Origin of the sequence: Rathayibacter sp. VKM Ac-2754, from assembly GCF_009807095.1 — a bacterium.
Lineage (GTDB): Bacteria > Actinomycetota > Actinomycetes > Actinomycetales > Microbacteriaceae > Rathayibacter.
Window position 1 is genome coordinate 293,905 of record NZ_WUCC01000005.1, and the last position, 16,918, is coordinate 310,822.

Here is a 16,918-nt window from a genome sequence, read left to right on the forward strand (position 1 = left end):
CGCGGTTCTGCGAGCCGGAGGTGGTCAGAGGGACGGCGGGCAGCCGCAGGTCTCGCCGACGACGAGGGTCGTGGGCAGCAGGACGTGGCGGGGGCCGGCGCCGGTGGCCGACTCGTCGAGGAGCTCGAAGGCGATGCGCGCCATGTCGCGCACGGGCACGGCGACGGTCGTGACGCGGACGCCTCCGAGCAGCGCCTCGCGGATGCCGTCGAAGCCGACGATCGCGAGCTCGGCGGGGACGTCGATCCGCTCCTGGGACGCCGCGCGGAGGAGGGCCAGGGCGTGCTCGTCGGTCGTGGCGAAGACGGCGCGCGGCCGCTCGGAGCGGAGGACGTGCCGCAGCTCCTGCTCGGCTGAGACGCGGTCCATCGGTACCCGGTGCAGGCGGCCGTCGACGCGGCCTCCCGCCTCGGTGACGGCCTCGGCCCAGTAGCGGGCGCGGAGGCCGGAGGGGCCGAAGTCGTCCGGTCCGGTCACGCAGTGCAGGTCGTCGTAGCCGTGCGCCAGCAGGTGGGCGACGGCGGATCGGGCGCCCTGCTCGTCGTCGAACACCACGCTCGGCTCGGCGTCGGTCGGCGGGGCGGAGTGCAGGAAGACGCGGGGGGCGGAGTCGGCGGCGCTCGCCGGATCGATCGTGACGAGCAGGGTGCCGGCCGTGCGGAGGTCGGCGAAGGTCCGCTCGTAGCCGCGCTCCACCTCCGGGTCGTACTCGGTGTTGCCGAGCAGCGTCAGCAAGGAGCGGCTGCGCGCCTCGTGCTCGACGTGGCGCGCCAGCTCGCCGAAGAAGGCGTTCGAGGAGTCGGGGACGAGCACGCCCACGAGGTTCGAGCGGCCGACGCTCAGCGCCTCGGCCAGGGAGTTGCGGCGGTAGCCGAGCTCGTCGATCGCCTCCTCGACGCGGGCGCGCAGCTCGCTCGAGACCGGGCGCGGGCCGTTGTTGACGACGTAGCTGACGACGGTGGCCGAGGTGCCCGCGGCCCGCGCGACATCGGCGAGGGTGGGGCGCCGGGGCCGGGGGGACATCCGGTCAGCCTAGGACACGGCCGAGGGGGGCGGATCGGGGGTCGGGTACATCACGTCACACCCCCCGAAAGAGTCACGCAGTAGGCGACATTCGCGGAATCGCTGGAAATCCGCTCGCGTCGTGACCCGACGTACCTTTACCCGGACCACTCCGCGTGCTTACCCTGCGATCCACTCACCTCGGGTGTACGGGCTCACGCTGACGTGAGCAGATCGCTGGCCTTGCATGCCGCACATGTCCGAACGTCATCCGTCCGATCGCGCCACCGGGCGTCTACGTCGGCTGCATCGAGCTCGAGGAGCCGTCGCGGCGACTGCGGGTATCGCGGTCCTCGCCGTCGGGTTCATCGTCGGCTCGCCCGCTCAGGCGGCGACGGCACCGGACCTCGGCACGGCGGGCGACTTCTCGGTGCTGGGCGGCTCGACCGTGACCAACACGGGACCCACCGTGCTGCCCGACGACCTGGGTGTCAGCCCGGGCACGGCGATCACAGGGTTCCCGCCCGGCATCGTGAACGGGACGACGCATGCCGCCGACGCCGTCGCGATCCAGGCTCAGTCCGACCTCGTCATCGCCTACGACCAGCTCGCTTCGCAGGCGCCCGACGACGACATCGCCGGCGACCTCGTCGGCCGGACGTTCCTGCCCGGCGTCTACAAGTCCTCCGGCCCGATCGGGATCACCGGAACGGTGACGCTCGACGCGCAGGGAGTGCCCGGGTCGATCTTCGTCTTCCAGGTCGCGAGCGCTCTGACGACGGCGACCGCCAGCTCGGTGTCGCTCGTCAACGGCGCTCAGGCGTGCAACGTGTTCTGGCAGATCGGGAGCTCGGCCACCCTCGGGACCGCCTCCAGCTTCTCGGGCTCGATCCTCGCGCTGGCGTCGATCACGGTGACGACCAGCACCACCGTCGACGGGCGGGCGCTCGCGCGGAACGGTGCGGTGACGCTCGACAGCAACCGGTTCGTCTCGTCGGCCTGCACTGCGGCGCCGGAGCCGACCGTGACTCCGACTGTGACTCCGACTGTCACGCCTACGGTGACCCCGACGGTGACGCCCACGGTGACTCCGACCGTCACGCCTACAGTGACCCCGACGGTGACGCCGACGGTCACGCCTACGGTGACTCCTACGGTCACGCCGACCGTGACTCCGACGGTCACGCCTACGGTGACTCCTACGGTCACGCCCACGGTGACCCCGACCGTCACGCCTACGGTGACTCCGACGGTCACGCCTACGGTGACTCCGACGGTCACGCCTACGGTGGCTCCGACCGTCACGCCGACCGTGACTCCTACGGTCACGCCGACAGTGACGCCTACGGTGACCCCGACTGTGACTCCTACGGTCACGCCCACGGTGACCCCGACTGTGACTCCTACGGTCACCCCCACCGTGACTCCGACGGTCACGCCGACAGTGACGCCTACGGTCACCCCGACTGTGACGCCCACGGTGACTCCGACTGTGACGCCCACGGTGACCCCGACTGTGACGCCGACGGTCACGCCGACCGTGACGCCGACAGTGACCCCGACGGTCACGCCCACCGTGACTCCGACGGTGGCGCCCACTGTCACCCCGACTGCGACGCCCACGGTGACGCCGACCGTCACCCCCACGGTGACGCCGACGGCCACTCCCACCGCGACGCCGACGGTCACCCCGACCGCCACGCCGACGCCGCGGCCGACCGTGACTCCGACGGCCACGCCGACCCCGACCCCGACCGCCACCCCGACGGCCACGCCGATCGTGACGCCGACGCCGACCGCCACGCCCACCAGCACTCCGACGGCCGTGGCGCCCGTCTCGACGCCGCGACCGACCGACTCCACGACGGTCCCGGTCCCCGGACACGGACCTCAGGGACCGCGTGCCGGCCTCGCCTCGACGGGTACCGACGGCGCGAGCATGGCGATGACGGGCTCGGCCGCGATCATGGTCCTGCTCGGCGGCGCGGCACTCCTGCTGCTGGCCCAGCGCCGAGGACGTGAGAAGCACCTGAAGGGCTGATCGCAGCCGTGACGGAGGCGATGCGCCGGGTTCCCGAGGGGGCCCGGCGCATCGCTGTGTGCGGGGGAGGCGCTGCGGGCCTTCTGCGCGAGGCACCCTCCCTCGCTGATCGAGTAGCCCGCGCAGCGGGCGTATCGAGATCCACCCGCGTCGGAGGGCGAGGTCGGAAGCCCGATCTGCTGAAGCTGGTGGGTCTCGATACGCCGCCTGCGGCGGCTACTCGACCAGCGAGCTTGCGGGGGTCTCCTAGAAAGGAGGACCCCCGGCGAGCGGTTCCCTTCTGCGAGGGCCACCTTCCTCGTTGATCGAGTAGCCCGCGCAGCGGGCGCATCGAGATCCACCAGCGTCAGAAGGTCGCATCTCGAGCAGCGGGCGTGGACTTCCCGCCCCGCCGAATGTTTCACGTCGCCGTAATAAACGGGCGGCCGACCGAAATACGGCGCGAGTATGGTCGCACGCTAACCGCTTAGACCACCGCCGAGACACCGAGCGGACCACCGCGCCGATCGGGCGCGCGAGTCCCGACCCCTGGAGCGCCGATGCCCGTCACTCTCACCCCGCCGCGCCGCGAGCGCGAGCGCTCCCTGCTGCAGGCGGCGCCGCCCGCCGACGCCTCCGCGTCGCGCGTCGTCTCGGCCGTCGCGCGCGCCTCCTGGGCGCAGGCCGTCGTGCGAGCGACCGCGAGCGCCAGCAACCTCTCGTTCGCGCAGACCCGCATCGCTGTGCTCGGCACCGGCCCCCTCGCCGACGAGCTCGCGACCCGCCTCGCGGCGATGGGCGCCCGCGTCGTCGTCGTCGGCGACGACCCCGTCGCCCTGCTCGAGTTCGCGCAGCGGGGCCTCGCGGTCGCGACAGCGGAGGCGGCGCGCCTGGGCGACGCGGTCCTCGCGTTCGCCACGGGGGAGCTCGCCGCGCCCGTCACCCCGGACGCCCTGGGGACCGGCGGCCCCCTCCTCCTCGTCGACGCGGGCGAGACCGAGCCCGCCGTCGTCGCGGTCACCGACCCCACCTCGGGGCGCGTCGGGATCGCCCGGCTGATCGAGGCCGACCGGGAGGCGTTCCTCCTCGTCGCCCGCGAGATCGCCGACGGATCGACCCGACGCACCCGCGAGAGCCTCGGTGCGCGATTCGCGACCGCCCTGCAGACGGTGACCGCCGAGGATCCGGCGGCGTCGCCCGACGACCTCCACCGCCGCGCCGACCGCGCCCTCGCCGAGGAGCTCCTCCGATGAGCATCCGCGACGCCTCGCTCTGGCAGCAGGGGCAGGACAAGATCGACTGGGCCGCGCGCTTCATGCCGGTGACCCGCGGAGTCGCCGGGCAGCTCCGCGAGAGCGGCAGCGTCCGCGGGCTGCGCATCGGCCTCGTCCTGGTGCTCGAGCCCAAGACCGCGACGCTGGCGCTCGAGCTCGCCGCCGCCGGCGCCGACGTGAGCGTGATGTGCGGCGCTTCGAACACCCACGACGACACCGCCGCGGCGCTGCAGCACGCCGGGATCGCCGTCTTCGCGCGGTCCGACGCGAGTGCCGCAGACGACCGGGGCTTCGCGCTCGCGCTGCTCGATCAGCGGCTCGACATCCTGGTCGACGACGGCTCCTCCGTGACCCGGCTCGCGCACACCGACCGCCCCGCGGCCTTCGACACGCTGCGCGGCGCGACGGAGGAGACCACCAGCGGGCTCCGTCCGCTCCGCGTGATGGAGCGCGAGGGGGCCCTGCGCATCCCCGTGCTCGCCGTCAACGACGCGCGCTGCAAGACGCTCTTCGACAACCGGCACGGCACCGGGCAGTCGACGCTGCTGACCATGCTCGACCTGCTCGCGACTCCGCTCGACCGCGCGCACGTCGTGGTCGCCGGCTTCGGCCCGGTCGGCCGCGGAGTCGCGCAGCACGCCCGCGCGCTCGGCGCCCGCGTGACGGTGTCGGAGGTCGACCCCGTGCGCGCGCTCGAGGCGGTCTTCGCCGGATACGACGTCGACTCCCTCGAGAGCGCCGCCTCGACGGCCGACCTGCTGATCTCGGCGACCGGCATCGCGCACACGATCGACGTCGAGCACCTCCTGGCCCTGCCCGAGGGCGCGGCCGTCGCGGTCTCGGGAGGCGTCGCGCAGGAGATCGCGATCGACGCGGCGCTCGCCGCCGGCGCGACCCGCGAGAGCATCGGGCACGCGCTCGAGAGCTTCCGTCTGCCGAACGGCCGCTCGATCGTCGTGCTCGACGACGGCGGCTGCATCAACTGCACTGCCGGCGAGGGCAACCCGATCGAGATCATGGACATCTCGTTCGGAGTGCAGGCGGCGGCGATCGACGTGCTCGCCCGCGAGTCCGGGAGCTTCGCGCCCGCCGTGCACCTGCTGCCGCCCGAGGTCGACGACCGCGTCGCACGCACCAAGCTGGCCTCGCTCGGAGTCGCGATCGATGCGCCGAGCCGAGCGCAGCAGGAGTTCCTCGGCAGCTGGTCGTCGACCGGCCGACGTGCCGTCCCGCGGCGGGAGGGCACGCGCTCGTGACCGAGCTGCTCCGCCTCGAGAACGTCGGCGTGACCTACCGCAACGCGCAGCAGCCGTCGCTGGTCGACGCGACGTTCTCGGTGGCGAGCGGCGAGATCGTGCTGGTCGCGGGCCCCTCCGGCTGCGGCAAGAGCACGCTGCTCCGCGTGCTCAACGGGCTCGTCCCGCGCTCGTACCGGGCGGAGGTGACCGGCCGCATCGAGGTCGAGGGGCGCGAGGCGACTCCGCTCGCCCTGCGCGACATCTCGGAGGTGGTCGGCACACTCCTCCAGGACCCGGCGAAGCAGGTGGTCGGGCACAGCGTGCTCGCCGAGATCGCGTTCGGCCTCGAGAACCGCGGCACCGCGCCCGCCGAGATCCGCGAGCGCGCGCACCGGGTCGCCGAGCGCCTCGGGCTGACCCCGCTCCTGCGCACCCCGCCGCACGAGCTGTCGGGCGGGCAGCTGCAGCTGGTCGCCTTCGCGGGGATCCTGGTGCTCGAGCCGCGCGTCATCGTGATCGACGAGCCGCTGGCGAACCTCGATCCCGACGCGGCCGACGTGCTGCTGCGGGCGGTGCGCGCCTACGTCGACGGAGGCGGTGCCGCCGTCATCGTCGAGCACAGGGTCGACGAGGTGCTCGCGCTCGACCCCGACCGGGTGGTCTACCTCGAGGAGGGGCGGGTCGTCTACTCGGGCGACGTCGCCGGGTTCCTCGAGGTGGCGTCTGCGGAGTCGGTGAAGCTGCCGTTCTCGGCGCTCCTCGCCCGCGATCACGGCGACGAGGACACCTCCGTCGAGGTTCCCACCAGCGTTCCGGGCGAGATCGCACGCCTCCACTTCGAGGGCGCCGAGCTCGGCTACGGCGCGCGCACCGTGGTCGCCGCCGTCGACCGCCGCTTCGAGGCGGGGGAGCGCGTAGCGATCCTCGGCCGGAACGGCGCCGGCAAGTCGACGCTGATGCGCGCCGCCGTCGGCCTCGTCACCCCGCGCCGCGGCCGCGTGCTGATCGACGCGCGCCCCGTGCACGAGCTCAGCGCCGCCGAGCTGGTCTCGACCTGCGGCTACCTCTTCCAGAACCCCGGGCAGGCCCTCTTCAGCGAGTCGGTCGAGGCCGAGCTCGCCTTCGGTCCGCGCAATCTCGGGGTGCCGGAGGAGGAGATCCCCGCGATCGCCGACGCCGCGCTCCGAGCCGTCTCGCTGCACGACGTCCCCGACATCATGAAGCGCCCGCCCCGCACGCTCTCGTTCGGGCAGCAGCGCCGCCTCGCCGTCGCGCTCGCCCTCACGCTGCGACCGCGGACCCTCATCCTCGACGAGCCGACGGCCGGGCAGGACGAGCGCTCGTCGCGTCACTTCCTCGACGCCGTCTGGGCCATCGACGGGATCGACAGCGTCTACTTCATCACCCACGACGTCGACATGGCGCTCGCCCGCGCCGACCGCATCGTGGTGGTCGACGGCGGCGGGATCATCGCGGACGCGACTCCGGCCGAGATCGTGCACGACGCGGCGCTCTGGCACGTGCCGGGCGCCGAGGCGGAGCAGCCCCGCGCGGTGCTCCGCGAGACCGACTTCGTGCGCGCCGCCCGGCGCCACGGACCCCCGAGCGGGCGCCTCCCCCGCCCGCTCGACCTCGCCCGGCGCCTCCGCCGTGCCGAGCAGACCCCCCTCGAAAGGACGCACCCGTGACCGCCTCCTCCACCGCCGCGAAGACGGGCCCCTGGGCCGTCTCGTCGCGCACCATCGTCTTCGGCGCCGTCGGCGCTGCGCTCTACGGCGCACTCGGCGCCCTGAGCTTCGTCATCCCCGGCACGATGATCTCGATCCGTCCCGCGATCGCGATCATCCCCTTCGTGGGCCTGCGCTTCGGCCCGGTCGCCGGCTTCTTCACCGGCGCCGTCGGCAACGCGATCGTCGACCAGATCATGGGCTACGGCTTCCTGACCTACTGGAACTGGAGCATCGCGAACGGTCTCGTCGGCCTGCTCGCCGGCCTGATCGGCTACTACGCGAAGGAGCCGCGCACCACCGGCAAGCAGGTCGTCTGGGCCGCCGCGATCGCGGTCAGTGCCGTCGTCGTGGGCCTGCTCTTCACGATCACCGACTGGGTGTTCCTCGGCCAGACCTTCGAGTACTGGTTCTTCGGCTCGTACCTGCTCGCGATCCTCGCCACCGGCATCACCGCGGTGATCCTCGTCCCCGTGCTCGACCGGGTCTGGAAGCCGCTCCAGAACCTCGCCGGACGCTGACGGGCGCGCGAGATGGAGGTATCGCCTCGGTATCTCGGCGGTGACTCCTTCCTCGGCCGACGGGATCCGCGCGTGCTGATCCTGGTCCCGGTGATGTTCGTCGTCGCCGCGAGCCAGGTGCGCGATCTGCGGTGGATGGCGGCGCTGCTCGTCGTGGCGCTGGCGTACTACTTCAGCGCGCGGATCCCGTTCCGCGAGGTCCGGACGAACTGGGCGGTCGTCGCCGTGTTCGTCGTGGTCTTCGCGGGGATCAACGGACTCATCGTCGGTGCCACGAGCCCGGGTGAGACCGGCGCGACCCTCTTCACGGTCCCGCTGGTCGGGCTGCCGATCACGGAGGGGGCGGTGTCGTACGCGGTGAACCTGCTGCTGCGCTTCATCACCCTGGTCGCGGTCGGCTTCCCGCTGGCGTTCGCGATCCGGCCCGGCGATCTGGCGGTCGCCTTCGCTCGGCTCGGGCTGCCCGCGCGCTTCGCGTACGGCATCGACCTCACGTTCAAGTTCCTGCCGAGCGCCGCGGCGAACCTGCAGGAGACCGCCGCGGCGCAGCGGCTGCGCGGCTACGAGCGGTCGGCGACGCGCAACCCGGTGCGCCGCCTCCGCGAGATCGCGCCGCTGATGGTGCCGGTGACGATCACCTCGTTCGTCGACGCCGAGGACACCGTCGACGCCCTCGATCTGCGCGGCTTCGGCACGGCCAAGCGCACCTGGCTGCGCGAGATCCGCTACACCCCGGCCGACTGGGTCGTGACCGGAGTCGCGGTGCTGCTCGCCGTGGCCGCGAGCGTCGCGAGCATCGCCGGTCTCATGCCCTCGGCGTGGCTGCCGTGAGCGCGGTGCTGCACCTCGCCCCGTGGGTGCTGCCCGTCGTGGGCGAGCCGATCCGGCGAGGCGGCGTGCTCGTGCGCGGCGAGCGGATCGTCGCGGTCGGCACGGGCGACGAGCTGCGCGCGCTCGACCCCGGCGCGACGGTGACGGAGTGGAGCGGCGCGATCGTTCCGGGCCTCGTCAACGCCCACTCGCACCTCCAGTACACCTGCATGGCGTCGGTGGGCGCCGGACGCTACGACGGCTTCGAGGACTGGTCGCGCGCGTTCCAGGTGGTCTACGAGGAGCCGCACGACTGGGGAGCCTCGGCGGCCGCCGGCCTCGAGATCGCGGTCTCGACCGGCACCACGGCCATCGCCGACATCGTCACCGACCTGGATGCGCTCGGCGTGCTCGAGGCGGGCGGCGTGCACGGGATCGCCTACTGGGAGCTGATGAGCCTCCTCGAGGACGACTGGCGGGGGAGCGGCCGCGCGATCACCGCGGAGCTGGTGCGCACCTCCGGAGTCACCCGCATCGGCCTGTCGCCGCACGCGCCGTACTCGCTCGACACTCCCGTGCTGAGCGACCTCACCCCGCTGTCGCAGGAGCTCGGCGTGCGCCGGCACCTGCACCTCGCCGAGTCGGCGTGGGAGGCGGAGTACACGATGCACGGTCGCGGCGACCTCGCCGAGCAGTGGCGGCGCTGGGGCTACGACGGGTTCCACCTGCTGCGCAACGGAGGCAGCGCCCTGCGCCCGGTCGCCTACGCCGAGACGATCGGCGCGCTCGGCGACGACGTGCACATCGCGCACGGGATCTACGTGGACGCGGACGACCGCGCCACACTGCGCCGCACGGGCACCTCCGTCGCGCTGTGTCCGCGCTCGAACGCGGTCATCGGGCTCGACGAGGCCCCGGTCGCCGACTACCTGCGCGAGGGCAACGCGATCGCAGTGGGCACCGACTCGCTGTCGTCGACTCCGTCGCTGGATCTGCTCGGCGACGTGGCCGAGCTTTACCGGGTCGCGCGGGCGCAGGGCTACGCGGAGCGCGACCTGCACCAGCGGCTGCTCACGGCGGCGACGCTCGGCGGGTCCGTGGCGATGGGGGAGGCGGAGTCGTTCGGCACGCTGGTGCCGGGACTGCTCGCCGACTTCGCGGTGCTGGGCATCGACGGCTCTTCAGCGGACGACGTGGTCGCCGCGATCGTCGAATCCGGCGAGGGATCCGCCCTCGCCACGATCATCTCGGGGGAGGTCCGATGGCAGAGCTGACGAACGAGGTGGTCGACCGGCTGAGCGTCGACGGCCGGGTGCTCGAGACGGTGCGCCGCCCGGCGCTCGCCGTATCGATGGGGCTCGAGCCGCATCCCGAGGGCGGCTGGTACCGGCGGACGTGGGAGTCGCCGGAGCGGGTACGGCTCGTGGGGGCCGACGGCTCGGTGCGCGAGCGGCCGGCGGCGACGCTGATCGTGTTCCTCCTGCCGGCGGGGGAGTGCTCGGCGTGGCATCGGGTGTCCTCGACCGAGAGCTGGATCTGGAACGGGCCCGGGCGGGTGGCGCTGCAGTACGGCGGCCTCGGCACTGAGCCGGTGGACGGCGAGACGGTGGTGCTGGGGTCTGCCCACGAGGGGCTGCCGGTGCAGGCCGTGGTTCCGGCGGATGTGTGGCAGCGGACGCTGCCCTCGCGCGACGACGCGGTGGTGAGCTGCATGGTGTCGCCGGGGTTCGACTTCGCGGACTTCTCGATGCCGGAGTAGGGGCTGACGCGCCGGCGAGTCGTGGGTCGCGAGCAAGGCGGGTACGAGCACTCGCGGGCGGGAGCGGTCGACGTTCAGCAGTGGCGCCGCGACTCGGAGAGCGACCCGGCTCCTGCCGGCGCGCGCCGGGCGCACCGCGGTGACGACGGCAGGGAACCGGCGCAGGAGCGACAGCGGAGGGCTGGAGCTGCGACCTCGCCGGGTGGGGACTCTCGAGCTCAGCTCAGCTCGGATCGGCTTGGTGGAGGTGCCGGAGTTCGGCGCGGGAGGTGATGCCGAGTTTGCGGTAGACGCTGCGCAGTTGCGTCTTGACGGTGTTGACGCTGACGGAGAGCGCGGCGGCGATCTCGGTGCTGCTCAGTCCGTCGGCGGCGTGCTCTGCGACCAGGCGCTCGCGGGGGGTCAGCGTCGCGGGGAGGAAGCGCCCTTCAACCTCGGGTGCTCGGAGTCGTTCGGCGACGTCGGTGTCGCCGAGGGCGTCGAGAAGGCGTGCTGCTTCGGCGCGGAGGTCCGGCGGGAGGAAGGCGAAGGGGTCGAAGTGCTGGTGGGCGTGTCCGACGAGTGCGGCTTCGGTGAGCAGATCGTGGCGGCGGGGAGTATCGGTGGTCGCGATGGCGGTGGCGAGCAGAGCGGGCACGAGAATGCGGGGACGGGAGCCGTCGACGTCGAGGAGGGGCGCGGCGATCCGGAGAGCGAGGCCGGCCTTGCCGTACCGGGCGAGGCGCATGGCGTGGACGGCGGCGGGTGCCTGGCGCAGCAGGTGCGCAGTCGTGGTGGGCCGGTCGAGGAGATCGTGGTGGCCGAGCTCGCACGCGCGGGCCGAGAGCAGCAGCCGCGTGAGGTCGACCTGGGCGGTGTTGACGGGGTCGTGTCTCTGGCCTGGGGGCAGGGAGGTGAGGAAGGCGTCGAGGTCGTTGCGGAGGCGGCGTGCGGCGTGGGGTTCTCGGCAGGTGATCGCGCGGACGAGGAACGCGGATGCCCAGTGCTGGATGAGCTCGTGCGCGTCCACGCTCTCGAGCAGGTCCTGACGAGGAGGCGGGCGCAGCTGCGCGGAGAGGATCAGCGACTCCGCGAGCTGCGCCTGCAGGCAGTAGGCGGGCTCCCACCAGTCCTGGGGTGTGGACGGGGGGATCTTGTCCAGCCAGGTCTGTGCCATGGCGATGCGGCCGTGGAGGGCGTGCACGTAGGCGAGCGCGCCCCCGGCGGCGCGCTGCATCATCCGGTGCCCGACGGTCGCGGCCCAGTCGAAGCTCTCGACGTAGTCGAGCAGCGCACCCTCGAAGTCGCCGGAGCGCTCGAGCGCGAGGCCCCACTGGTAGAGCATCTCGGGCAGGGCGCCTGCGAGCGCGGGGGTCGACTCGATCGACTGCCGTCGGCGCAGGTCGTGCGCGATCGCGATCAGGCGGATGACGTCGTCACCTGATCCGGCGGCTCGCGCGGCGATGATCTGCGCGGTCAGCAGGGCGAGCCTGTCGATGTCGTCAGCAGGATCGGCGGTCGTGGTGATGAGGCGGTAGGTGGAGGGGGAATGCTGCCCGGTGAGCATCCGGAGGTGCTCGCGTGCGAACCGCAGCCGCGGCCGGCCGTTCAGGACCGTACTCGGCACCTGGTCCAGGGCGGCCAGCAGTTCGTCGGGCAACTCCTGCAGCAGCTCGACCCAGCTCCGGTCGATCATCGCGACGACGGCGGCCCAATCCGCGCCCGAGGTCGCGGCCCGCAATCGCGCCGCTGTCGCTGACTGGTCAACCGGATGCATGAGGCCAGTCTCACTGAAATCAGTCGCCCGAACGCGGGACGGAGTCACTACTCGGTCAACCCGGATGAGGGGGATTCCTTTTCCGGCGGACCCAGGAACACCGGGTCGGTCGCCGGAGTGACGGGCACCGCGAGAAGAGGAGGAGGAACCTGACGAGTGTCAGGTCCCTCCTCGAGGTGCTTCAGACGGCGACTAGGCGCAGGCCTCCGCGACGTAGGTGAGGTAGTCGGCGGGTGTGGATTCGCTGTGCTGGGCGTCGGCGGAGGTGACGTCGGAGGCGATGACGTTGTCGCCGTAGTAGAGGTCTCCGTTGGGGGCGAGGTAGGAGGCCCAGCCGACGACGGTGGAGCCCGCCGGGACGCTGGGGCTGGCAGTCGGGGTGCCGAGGGGCTGGCCCGACCTCCGGTAGGCGACTCCGTTGGAGACGTAGGTGACGAAGTCCTGGGAGGTCGCTGCGTCGTGCTGCACGCTGGCGGAGCTGACGTTGGAGGCGATGACGTTGTTGCCGTAGTAGAGGTCGCCGTTGGGGGCGAGCCAGGTGGTCCAGCCGACGACGGTGGAGCCCGCAGGTACGTTGGCGTAGGCGGCCGGGGTGCCGAGGGGTTGGCCCGACCTCGTGTAGGCCACGCCGTTGGAGACGTAGGTGACGAGGTCCTGGGAGGACGTTGCGTCGTGCTGCACGTTGGCGGAGCTGACGTTGGAGGCGATGACGTTGTTGCCGTAGTAGAGGTCGCCGTTGGGGGCGAGCCAGGTGGTCCAGCCGACGACGTTGGAGCCGGCGGGCACGTTGGTGTAGGCGGCCGGGGCGCCGAGGGGCTGCCCCGACCTCGTGTAGCCGACGCCGTTGGAGACGTAGGTGATGAAGTCCTGGGCGGTGGCCTGGTCGTGCTGGACGTCGGCGGAGGTGACGTTCGTCGCGATGACGTTGTTGCCGTAGTAGAGGTCGCCGTTCGGGGCGAGGTAGGACGTCCAGCCGGCAGTGGTGGCGTCAGCGGGAACTGATGAGTACGTGGTGTTCCCTCCGTCCGACGTGTAGGTGTGTGCGACGGTGACGCGAGGAACCGTGACGGGCGCGGTGTCGGTGAGGGTGCCGGAGGACGCGTTGAAGGTGGTCGCGCCTCCGCCGATCGGCACCGTGATGTCGGGCAGCGTGATGGTGCCGTTCGCGTCGGCGGGTGCCGAGTAGGTCGTCGAGCCGCCGGCGAAGGTGTAGCCGTCGGTGAGGGTGACGCTGATCAGCTCTCCGGCGGCCGGAGCAGCGCCGTCGGTGGTGCGTCGCACCTGCACACCCGAGATGGTTCCGCACGCGACGCCGGAGTAGCTGGGCTGGGTGAACGCCAGCGTGGGCTGGTTGGACGCGGCGGAAGCCGGCGTCGCCACCGCCATCGCGACGACGGGGATCGTCCAGACCGATCCCTGCACGATCGTGCGTCGGCCGACTCCGTCGGGGTTGGGGACTGTCCAGTCCTCACCGATCTTGATGTCTCGATTGGGCGTGTCGCGATGGGTCACTGTCGTCTCCGTTGGGATCTGTGGGAAGGGAACGGACAGATCGTGACGGAATCTCGCGAATTTCCTGACGATTCTTCTGGTATTGGACCGCAAATGGCCGATGCGCTGGTCCGCTTCTGGCCTTTTGCGAGTTCGCGCGGAGCGCACTGATTGACTTCTCACCTGAGAGGCGCCTCGACCGACTGGTGGTCGATCAGGACCCGACGCGCTCCTCACGAAGGAGTGCCGCTATGCCTGCATCTCCAGTGACCTCCACGTCGCTGCGCGGCTCTGCTGGCTCGAAGTGGTTTCTCGAACGCGGGGTCTCGGTATCCGATTCGGAGGGATTGCAGCTCTACGCGAATGAGATGCTCGACGCGAGTACTCGGCTCACGCGAGTCTGGCACAGCAGTATCACCGCCGATGTTCACGTCGAGAACATCAAGTCATCGCTCATCTTCCTTCAGATCGAAGGTGTATCGATGGTGGAGCTGGAGGAATGGGAAGGGCCGAGAGAGCTCAGGCCGGGAGGCTTCGCTGTCTTCCCTCTCGACACGAAGTTCACCATGCGATCGGAGAGCGAGATCGCCCGGTACGAGACCGAGTTCGATCTCGAGGATCTTCCGCCATCACTCCGGGAGTTGGTAGCGCCCGGCTTCATCGAGAACGAACCGCTCCCCGGCTACCGTCAGCTGGTCGTCAGCGCTGCGAGCAGCGCACTGGGCTTCGGGCTCGCACCCGCAGAAGCGGGCTTCTCGCATTTTCTCCGCGGGTTCACCTCGTTCTTGACGGCGCTTCTCGTTCAGACTCTCGAGGACCGCCGCGCAGAACGACCTGACAGGGTCGCCCAGCTGTACGACTCGGCTCTCGGCGTGATCGAGCGCGAGTTCAAGGCTCCGGACTTCACGGTGGCCGATCTGGCGTCCGCCGTCGGGGTGTCTCCGCGCTATCTCCGTCGAGTATTCGCTCAGAAGGGAACCAGCCCGAAGTCCGTTCTGCGAGAAGTGCGTCTGAAGGTGGCCGACGAGTACTTGAGTGCTGCAGAGAACGGCGCTCGGATTCCTCGAGAGGTGATCGCCCATGTGTCCGGATTCGGTGACGCGCGGGCTCTGCGCCGAGCCCTGGAGCAACACGGTCGACGGCTGGATGACGTCGCATCCGACGACGAAGAAAATCCGATGCGCAGATGAATTTGTGTCGACCGCGCAATGGCGAAAGCCTGTAGGGAAAACTGTATTACCGGAAGTTTTCGCCGTACTCGCTCACTTCATTCGCGTTGATCGTCGGGCGGTGCGGTCGGTCAACTGCACGTCAGTCGCTTCGATCTCGAGCCGGTGGCGATGTCATCGCTGGTGCGGGCCGGAATCACCCAGCTGTCGCGATTGCCATCGATCACCGGAAATCAGCTCTTGCCGAGATCATGGGGCTCTCATCGCTCGAAGCCCGCGGCGAACCAGCGAGCTTCATCGACGGCCGCATCCACCTGCCGCAGACCCGGGTGCTCGGGGCGTACGGCGAGCAGCTGCCGCCACTGTCCAGCACCCCGCGACCGCAGGGCACCGGGGTGCTCATCCAGAGACGGCTCGAGTGCTCCCGCGGACGATGAGGGAAGCGGGGACCGTGTGCGTCCAGGTGTCACCGTAGGGATTCTCGAGGCGGTGGTGCGCCACGTCGATCGCGAGGGCTGCCATCCGCTCGGGATCGGGATGCACGCTGGTGACGTCGACGAAGGGCAGTCGGGCGACGCTGCTGTTCTACTCACTCTCGGACGGCGCGACCGCACGGCGTGAGCTCCGCGTCGACGCATTCTCTCGGCGGCGCGGGCGACGAGCCTTAACGGGGGGTCCGCCCCGCCCCGCCCCCCCTGCCACGCTGAGCCCGATACCTCGCGTCTCCGCGCGGGCGCACCTCCTCGGGAGTACACAGTGGCCTTCACGGCGATCCGCGGCACGTTCCTCGACTTCATCGACGACCCGTGGAAGCACGTGGGGAACGAGGAGGCGGCGACCCGGTTCCACGCCGACGGGCTCCTCGTGCTCGAGGACGGCATCATCGTCGACTTCGGCCCGTACTCCGAGCTCTCGGTGAAGCACGCCGACGTGCCGGTCACCGAGATCGCCGACCGGATCATCGTGCCGGGCTTCATCGACGGCCACATCCACCTGCCGCAGACCCGGGTGCTCGGGGCGTACGGCGAGCAGCTGCTGCCGTGGCTGCAGAAGTGGGTGTTCCCCGAGGAGCACAAGTACGCCGACCGCGACTACGCGCTCGAGGGCACGACGCACTTCTTCGACAACCTGCTCGCCTCCGGAACCACCACGGCGCAGACGTTCACCACCGGCAGCCTGACCTGCAACGAGGTCTTCTTCGAGGAGGCGGCCAGGCGCAACATGCGGATGATCGGCGGCCTCACCGGCATCGACCGCCACGTGCCGGAGTACTTCGCGAACACTCCCGAGCAGTTCTACGCCGACAGCAGCGCCCTCATCGAGAAGCACCACCGGGTCGGGCGCAGCCTCTACGCGATCACGCCCCGCTTCGCCTTCGGCGCCTCCGAGGAGCTGCTCGAGCAGTGCCGGCGCCTGAAGGAGGAGCACCCCGACGTCTGGATCAACACCCACATCTCCGAGAACCCGGCCGAGATCCACGGCGTGCTCGCGCTGCACCAGGACTGCCACGACTACCTCGCCGTCTACGAGAAGTACGACCTCGTCGGACCGAAGTTCACCGGAGGGCACGGGGTCTGGCTCTCGAACGACGAGTTCCGGCGCTTCTCGCGGTCGGGCGCCTCCGTCGCGTTCTGCCCGTCGTCGAACCTCTACCTCGGCTCCGGCCTCTTCCGCCTGGGCCGGGCGACCGATCCTGAGCACCGCGTGCTGCTCAGCCTCGGCACCGACATGGGCGGCGGCAACCGGTTCAGCCTGCTCAACTCGCTCGAGGACGCCTACAAGGTGGGCATGCTCAACAACACGATCCTCGACGGCAGCATCGTGCCCAGCGAGATGGACCTCGCGGAGTCGGAGCGCAACAAGCTCTCGCCCTATCGCGCCTTCTACTCCGTCACGAAGGGCGGTGCGGAGGCGCTGCGCATCGACGATCTCGTCGGCAGCTTCGACATCGGCAAGGAGGCCGACTTCGTCGCGCTGGACTGGACGGCCGGGCCCCCCGCCTCCGCCTGGCACCAGAGCCTCGCCCACGACGGCGGCGAGCTGACCCAGGACGCGGTCCGCGAGCTGCTGTTCGGCATCATGATGGTCGGCGACGAGCGCGCCGTCGATCAGACCTGGATCATGGGCGAGCTCGCCTACCAGAAGGCCTGA

The 16,918-nt window shown here is 71.0% G+C and carries 13 protein-coding genes and 1 pseudogene; 10 read left to right on the forward strand and 4 right to left on the reverse strand.

Annotated elements, in window-relative coordinates; all coding sequences use genetic code 11:
• Positions 1-24: 24 nt before the first annotated feature.
• Entirely contained in the window at positions 25-1,023 is a 999-nt protein-coding gene (locus tag GRS92_RS10970) for a LacI family DNA-binding transcriptional regulator (RefSeq protein ID WP_159856161.1), read from the reverse strand.
• Positions 1,024-1,258: 235 nt separating this feature from the next.
• Here GRS92_RS10970 and GRS92_RS19045 point away from each other — a divergent pair, with 235 nt between their 5' ends.
• The 8 genes from GRS92_RS19045 (at position 1,259) to GRS92_RS11010 (ending at position 10,351) form a co-directional block, all read left to right on the forward strand.
• Complete coding sequence (locus GRS92_RS19045; RefSeq protein ID WP_159856163.1) at positions 1,259-3,043, forward strand: ice-binding family protein; 1,785 nt, start codon at positions 1,259-1,261, stop codon at positions 3,041-3,043.
• Positions 3,044-3,582: 539 nt separating this feature from the next.
• Positions 3,583-4,275, forward strand: coding sequence for an NAD(P)-binding domain-containing protein (locus tag GRS92_RS10980; protein ID WP_159856165.1), 693 nt, complete (start codon positions 3,583-3,585; stop codon positions 4,273-4,275).
• Entirely contained in the window at positions 4,272-5,552 is a 1,281-nt protein-coding gene (locus tag GRS92_RS10985; protein WP_159856167.1) for an adenosylhomocysteinase, read from the forward strand. The genes GRS92_RS10980 and GRS92_RS10985 overlap by 4 nt, the downstream gene beginning before the upstream one ends.
• A complete protein-coding gene (locus tag GRS92_RS10990; protein ID WP_159856169.1) occupies positions 5,549-7,222 on the forward strand; it encodes an ABC transporter ATP-binding protein in 1,674 nt (557 codons plus the stop codon). The genes GRS92_RS10985 and GRS92_RS10990 overlap by 4 nt, the downstream gene beginning before the upstream one ends.
• Positions 7,219-7,782 (forward strand): ECF transporter S component, encoded by a 564-nt coding sequence (locus tag GRS92_RS10995; protein WP_159856171.1) that lies wholly within the window; start codon positions 7,219-7,221, stop codon positions 7,780-7,782. Before GRS92_RS10990 ends, GRS92_RS10995 begins: the two co-directional genes overlap by 4 nt.
• Positions 7,783-7,854: 72 nt before the next feature.
• The gene (locus GRS92_RS11000; protein WP_159856173.1) at positions 7,855-8,613 is read left to right on the forward strand and encodes an energy-coupling factor transporter transmembrane component T family protein; all 759 of its coding nucleotides are present in this window, start codon (positions 7,855-7,857) and stop codon (positions 8,611-8,613) included.
• Positions 8,601-9,866 (forward strand): amidohydrolase family protein, encoded by a 1,266-nt coding sequence (locus GRS92_RS11005; protein WP_235021939.1) that lies wholly within the window; start codon positions 8,601-8,603, stop codon positions 9,864-9,866. Before GRS92_RS11000 ends, GRS92_RS11005 begins: the two co-directional genes overlap by 13 nt.
• The gene (locus GRS92_RS11010) at positions 9,854-10,351 is read left to right on the forward strand and encodes a cupin domain-containing protein (protein WP_159856175.1); all 498 of its coding nucleotides are present in this window, start codon (positions 9,854-9,856) and stop codon (positions 10,349-10,351) included. Before GRS92_RS11005 ends, GRS92_RS11010 begins: the two co-directional genes overlap by 13 nt.
• A gap of 223 nt (positions 10,352-10,574) precedes the next feature.
• Here GRS92_RS11010 and GRS92_RS11015 read toward each other — a convergent pair whose 3' ends face one another.
• Together GRS92_RS11015 and GRS92_RS11020 are read right to left on the reverse strand one after the other, a co-directional pair.
• Positions 10,575-12,107, reverse strand: coding sequence for a helix-turn-helix transcriptional regulator (locus GRS92_RS11015; RefSeq protein WP_159856177.1), 1,533 nt, complete (start codon positions 12,105-12,107; stop codon positions 10,575-10,577).
• 192 nt (positions 12,108-12,299) lie between these two features.
• Complete coding sequence (locus GRS92_RS11020) at positions 12,300-13,619, reverse strand: hypothetical protein (RefSeq protein ID WP_159856179.1); 1,320 nt, start codon at positions 13,617-13,619, stop codon at positions 12,300-12,302.
• A gap of 230 nt (positions 13,620-13,849) precedes the next feature.
• Here GRS92_RS11020 and GRS92_RS11025 point away from each other — a divergent pair, with 230 nt between their 5' ends.
• A complete protein-coding gene (locus GRS92_RS11025) occupies positions 13,850-14,788 on the forward strand; it encodes a helix-turn-helix transcriptional regulator (RefSeq protein WP_159856181.1) in 939 nt (312 codons plus the stop codon).
• A 378-nt stretch (positions 14,789-15,166) separates the two neighbouring features.
• Here GRS92_RS11025 and GRS92_RS19230 read toward each other — a convergent pair.
• Positions 15,167-15,337 (reverse strand): annotated as a pseudogene (locus GRS92_RS19230) (substrate-binding domain-containing protein); the annotation flags it as partial.
• 186 nt (positions 15,338-15,523) lie between these two features.
• Here GRS92_RS19230 and guaD point away from each other — a divergent pair.
• Positions 15,524-16,918, forward strand: coding sequence for a guanine deaminase (gene guaD / locus GRS92_RS11035; protein WP_159856185.1), 1,395 nt, complete (start codon positions 15,524-15,526; stop codon positions 16,916-16,918).

What these genes read in the sequence shown, in the direction of transcription:
- GRS92_RS10970 (WP_159856161.1), bottom strand. Translation starts at nt 1,023, where the DNA reads ATGTCCCCCCGGCCCCGGCGCCCCACCCTCGCCGATGTCGCGCGGGCC.
- GRS92_RS19045 (WP_159856163.1), top strand. Translation starts at nt 1,259, where the DNA reads ATGTCCGAACGTCATCCGTCCGATCGCGCCACCGGGCGTCTACGTCGG.
- GRS92_RS10980 (WP_159856165.1), top strand. Translation starts at nt 3,583, where the DNA reads ATGCCCGTCACTCTCACCCCGCCGCGCCGCGAGCGCGAGCGCTCCCTG.
- GRS92_RS10985 (WP_159856167.1), top strand. Translation starts at nt 4,272, where the DNA reads ATGAGCATCCGCGACGCCTCGCTCTGGCAGCAGGGGCAGGACAAGATC.
- GRS92_RS11010 (WP_159856175.1), top strand. Translation starts at nt 9,854, where the DNA reads ATGGCAGAGCTGACGAACGAGGTGGTCGACCGGCTGAGCGTCGACGGC.
- GRS92_RS11015 (WP_159856177.1), bottom strand. Translation starts at nt 12,107, where the DNA reads ATGCATCCGGTTGACCAGTCAGCGACAGCGGCGCGATTGCGGGCCGCG.
- GRS92_RS11025 (WP_159856181.1), top strand. Translation starts at nt 13,850, where the DNA reads ATGCCTGCATCTCCAGTGACCTCCACGTCGCTGCGCGGCTCTGCTGGC.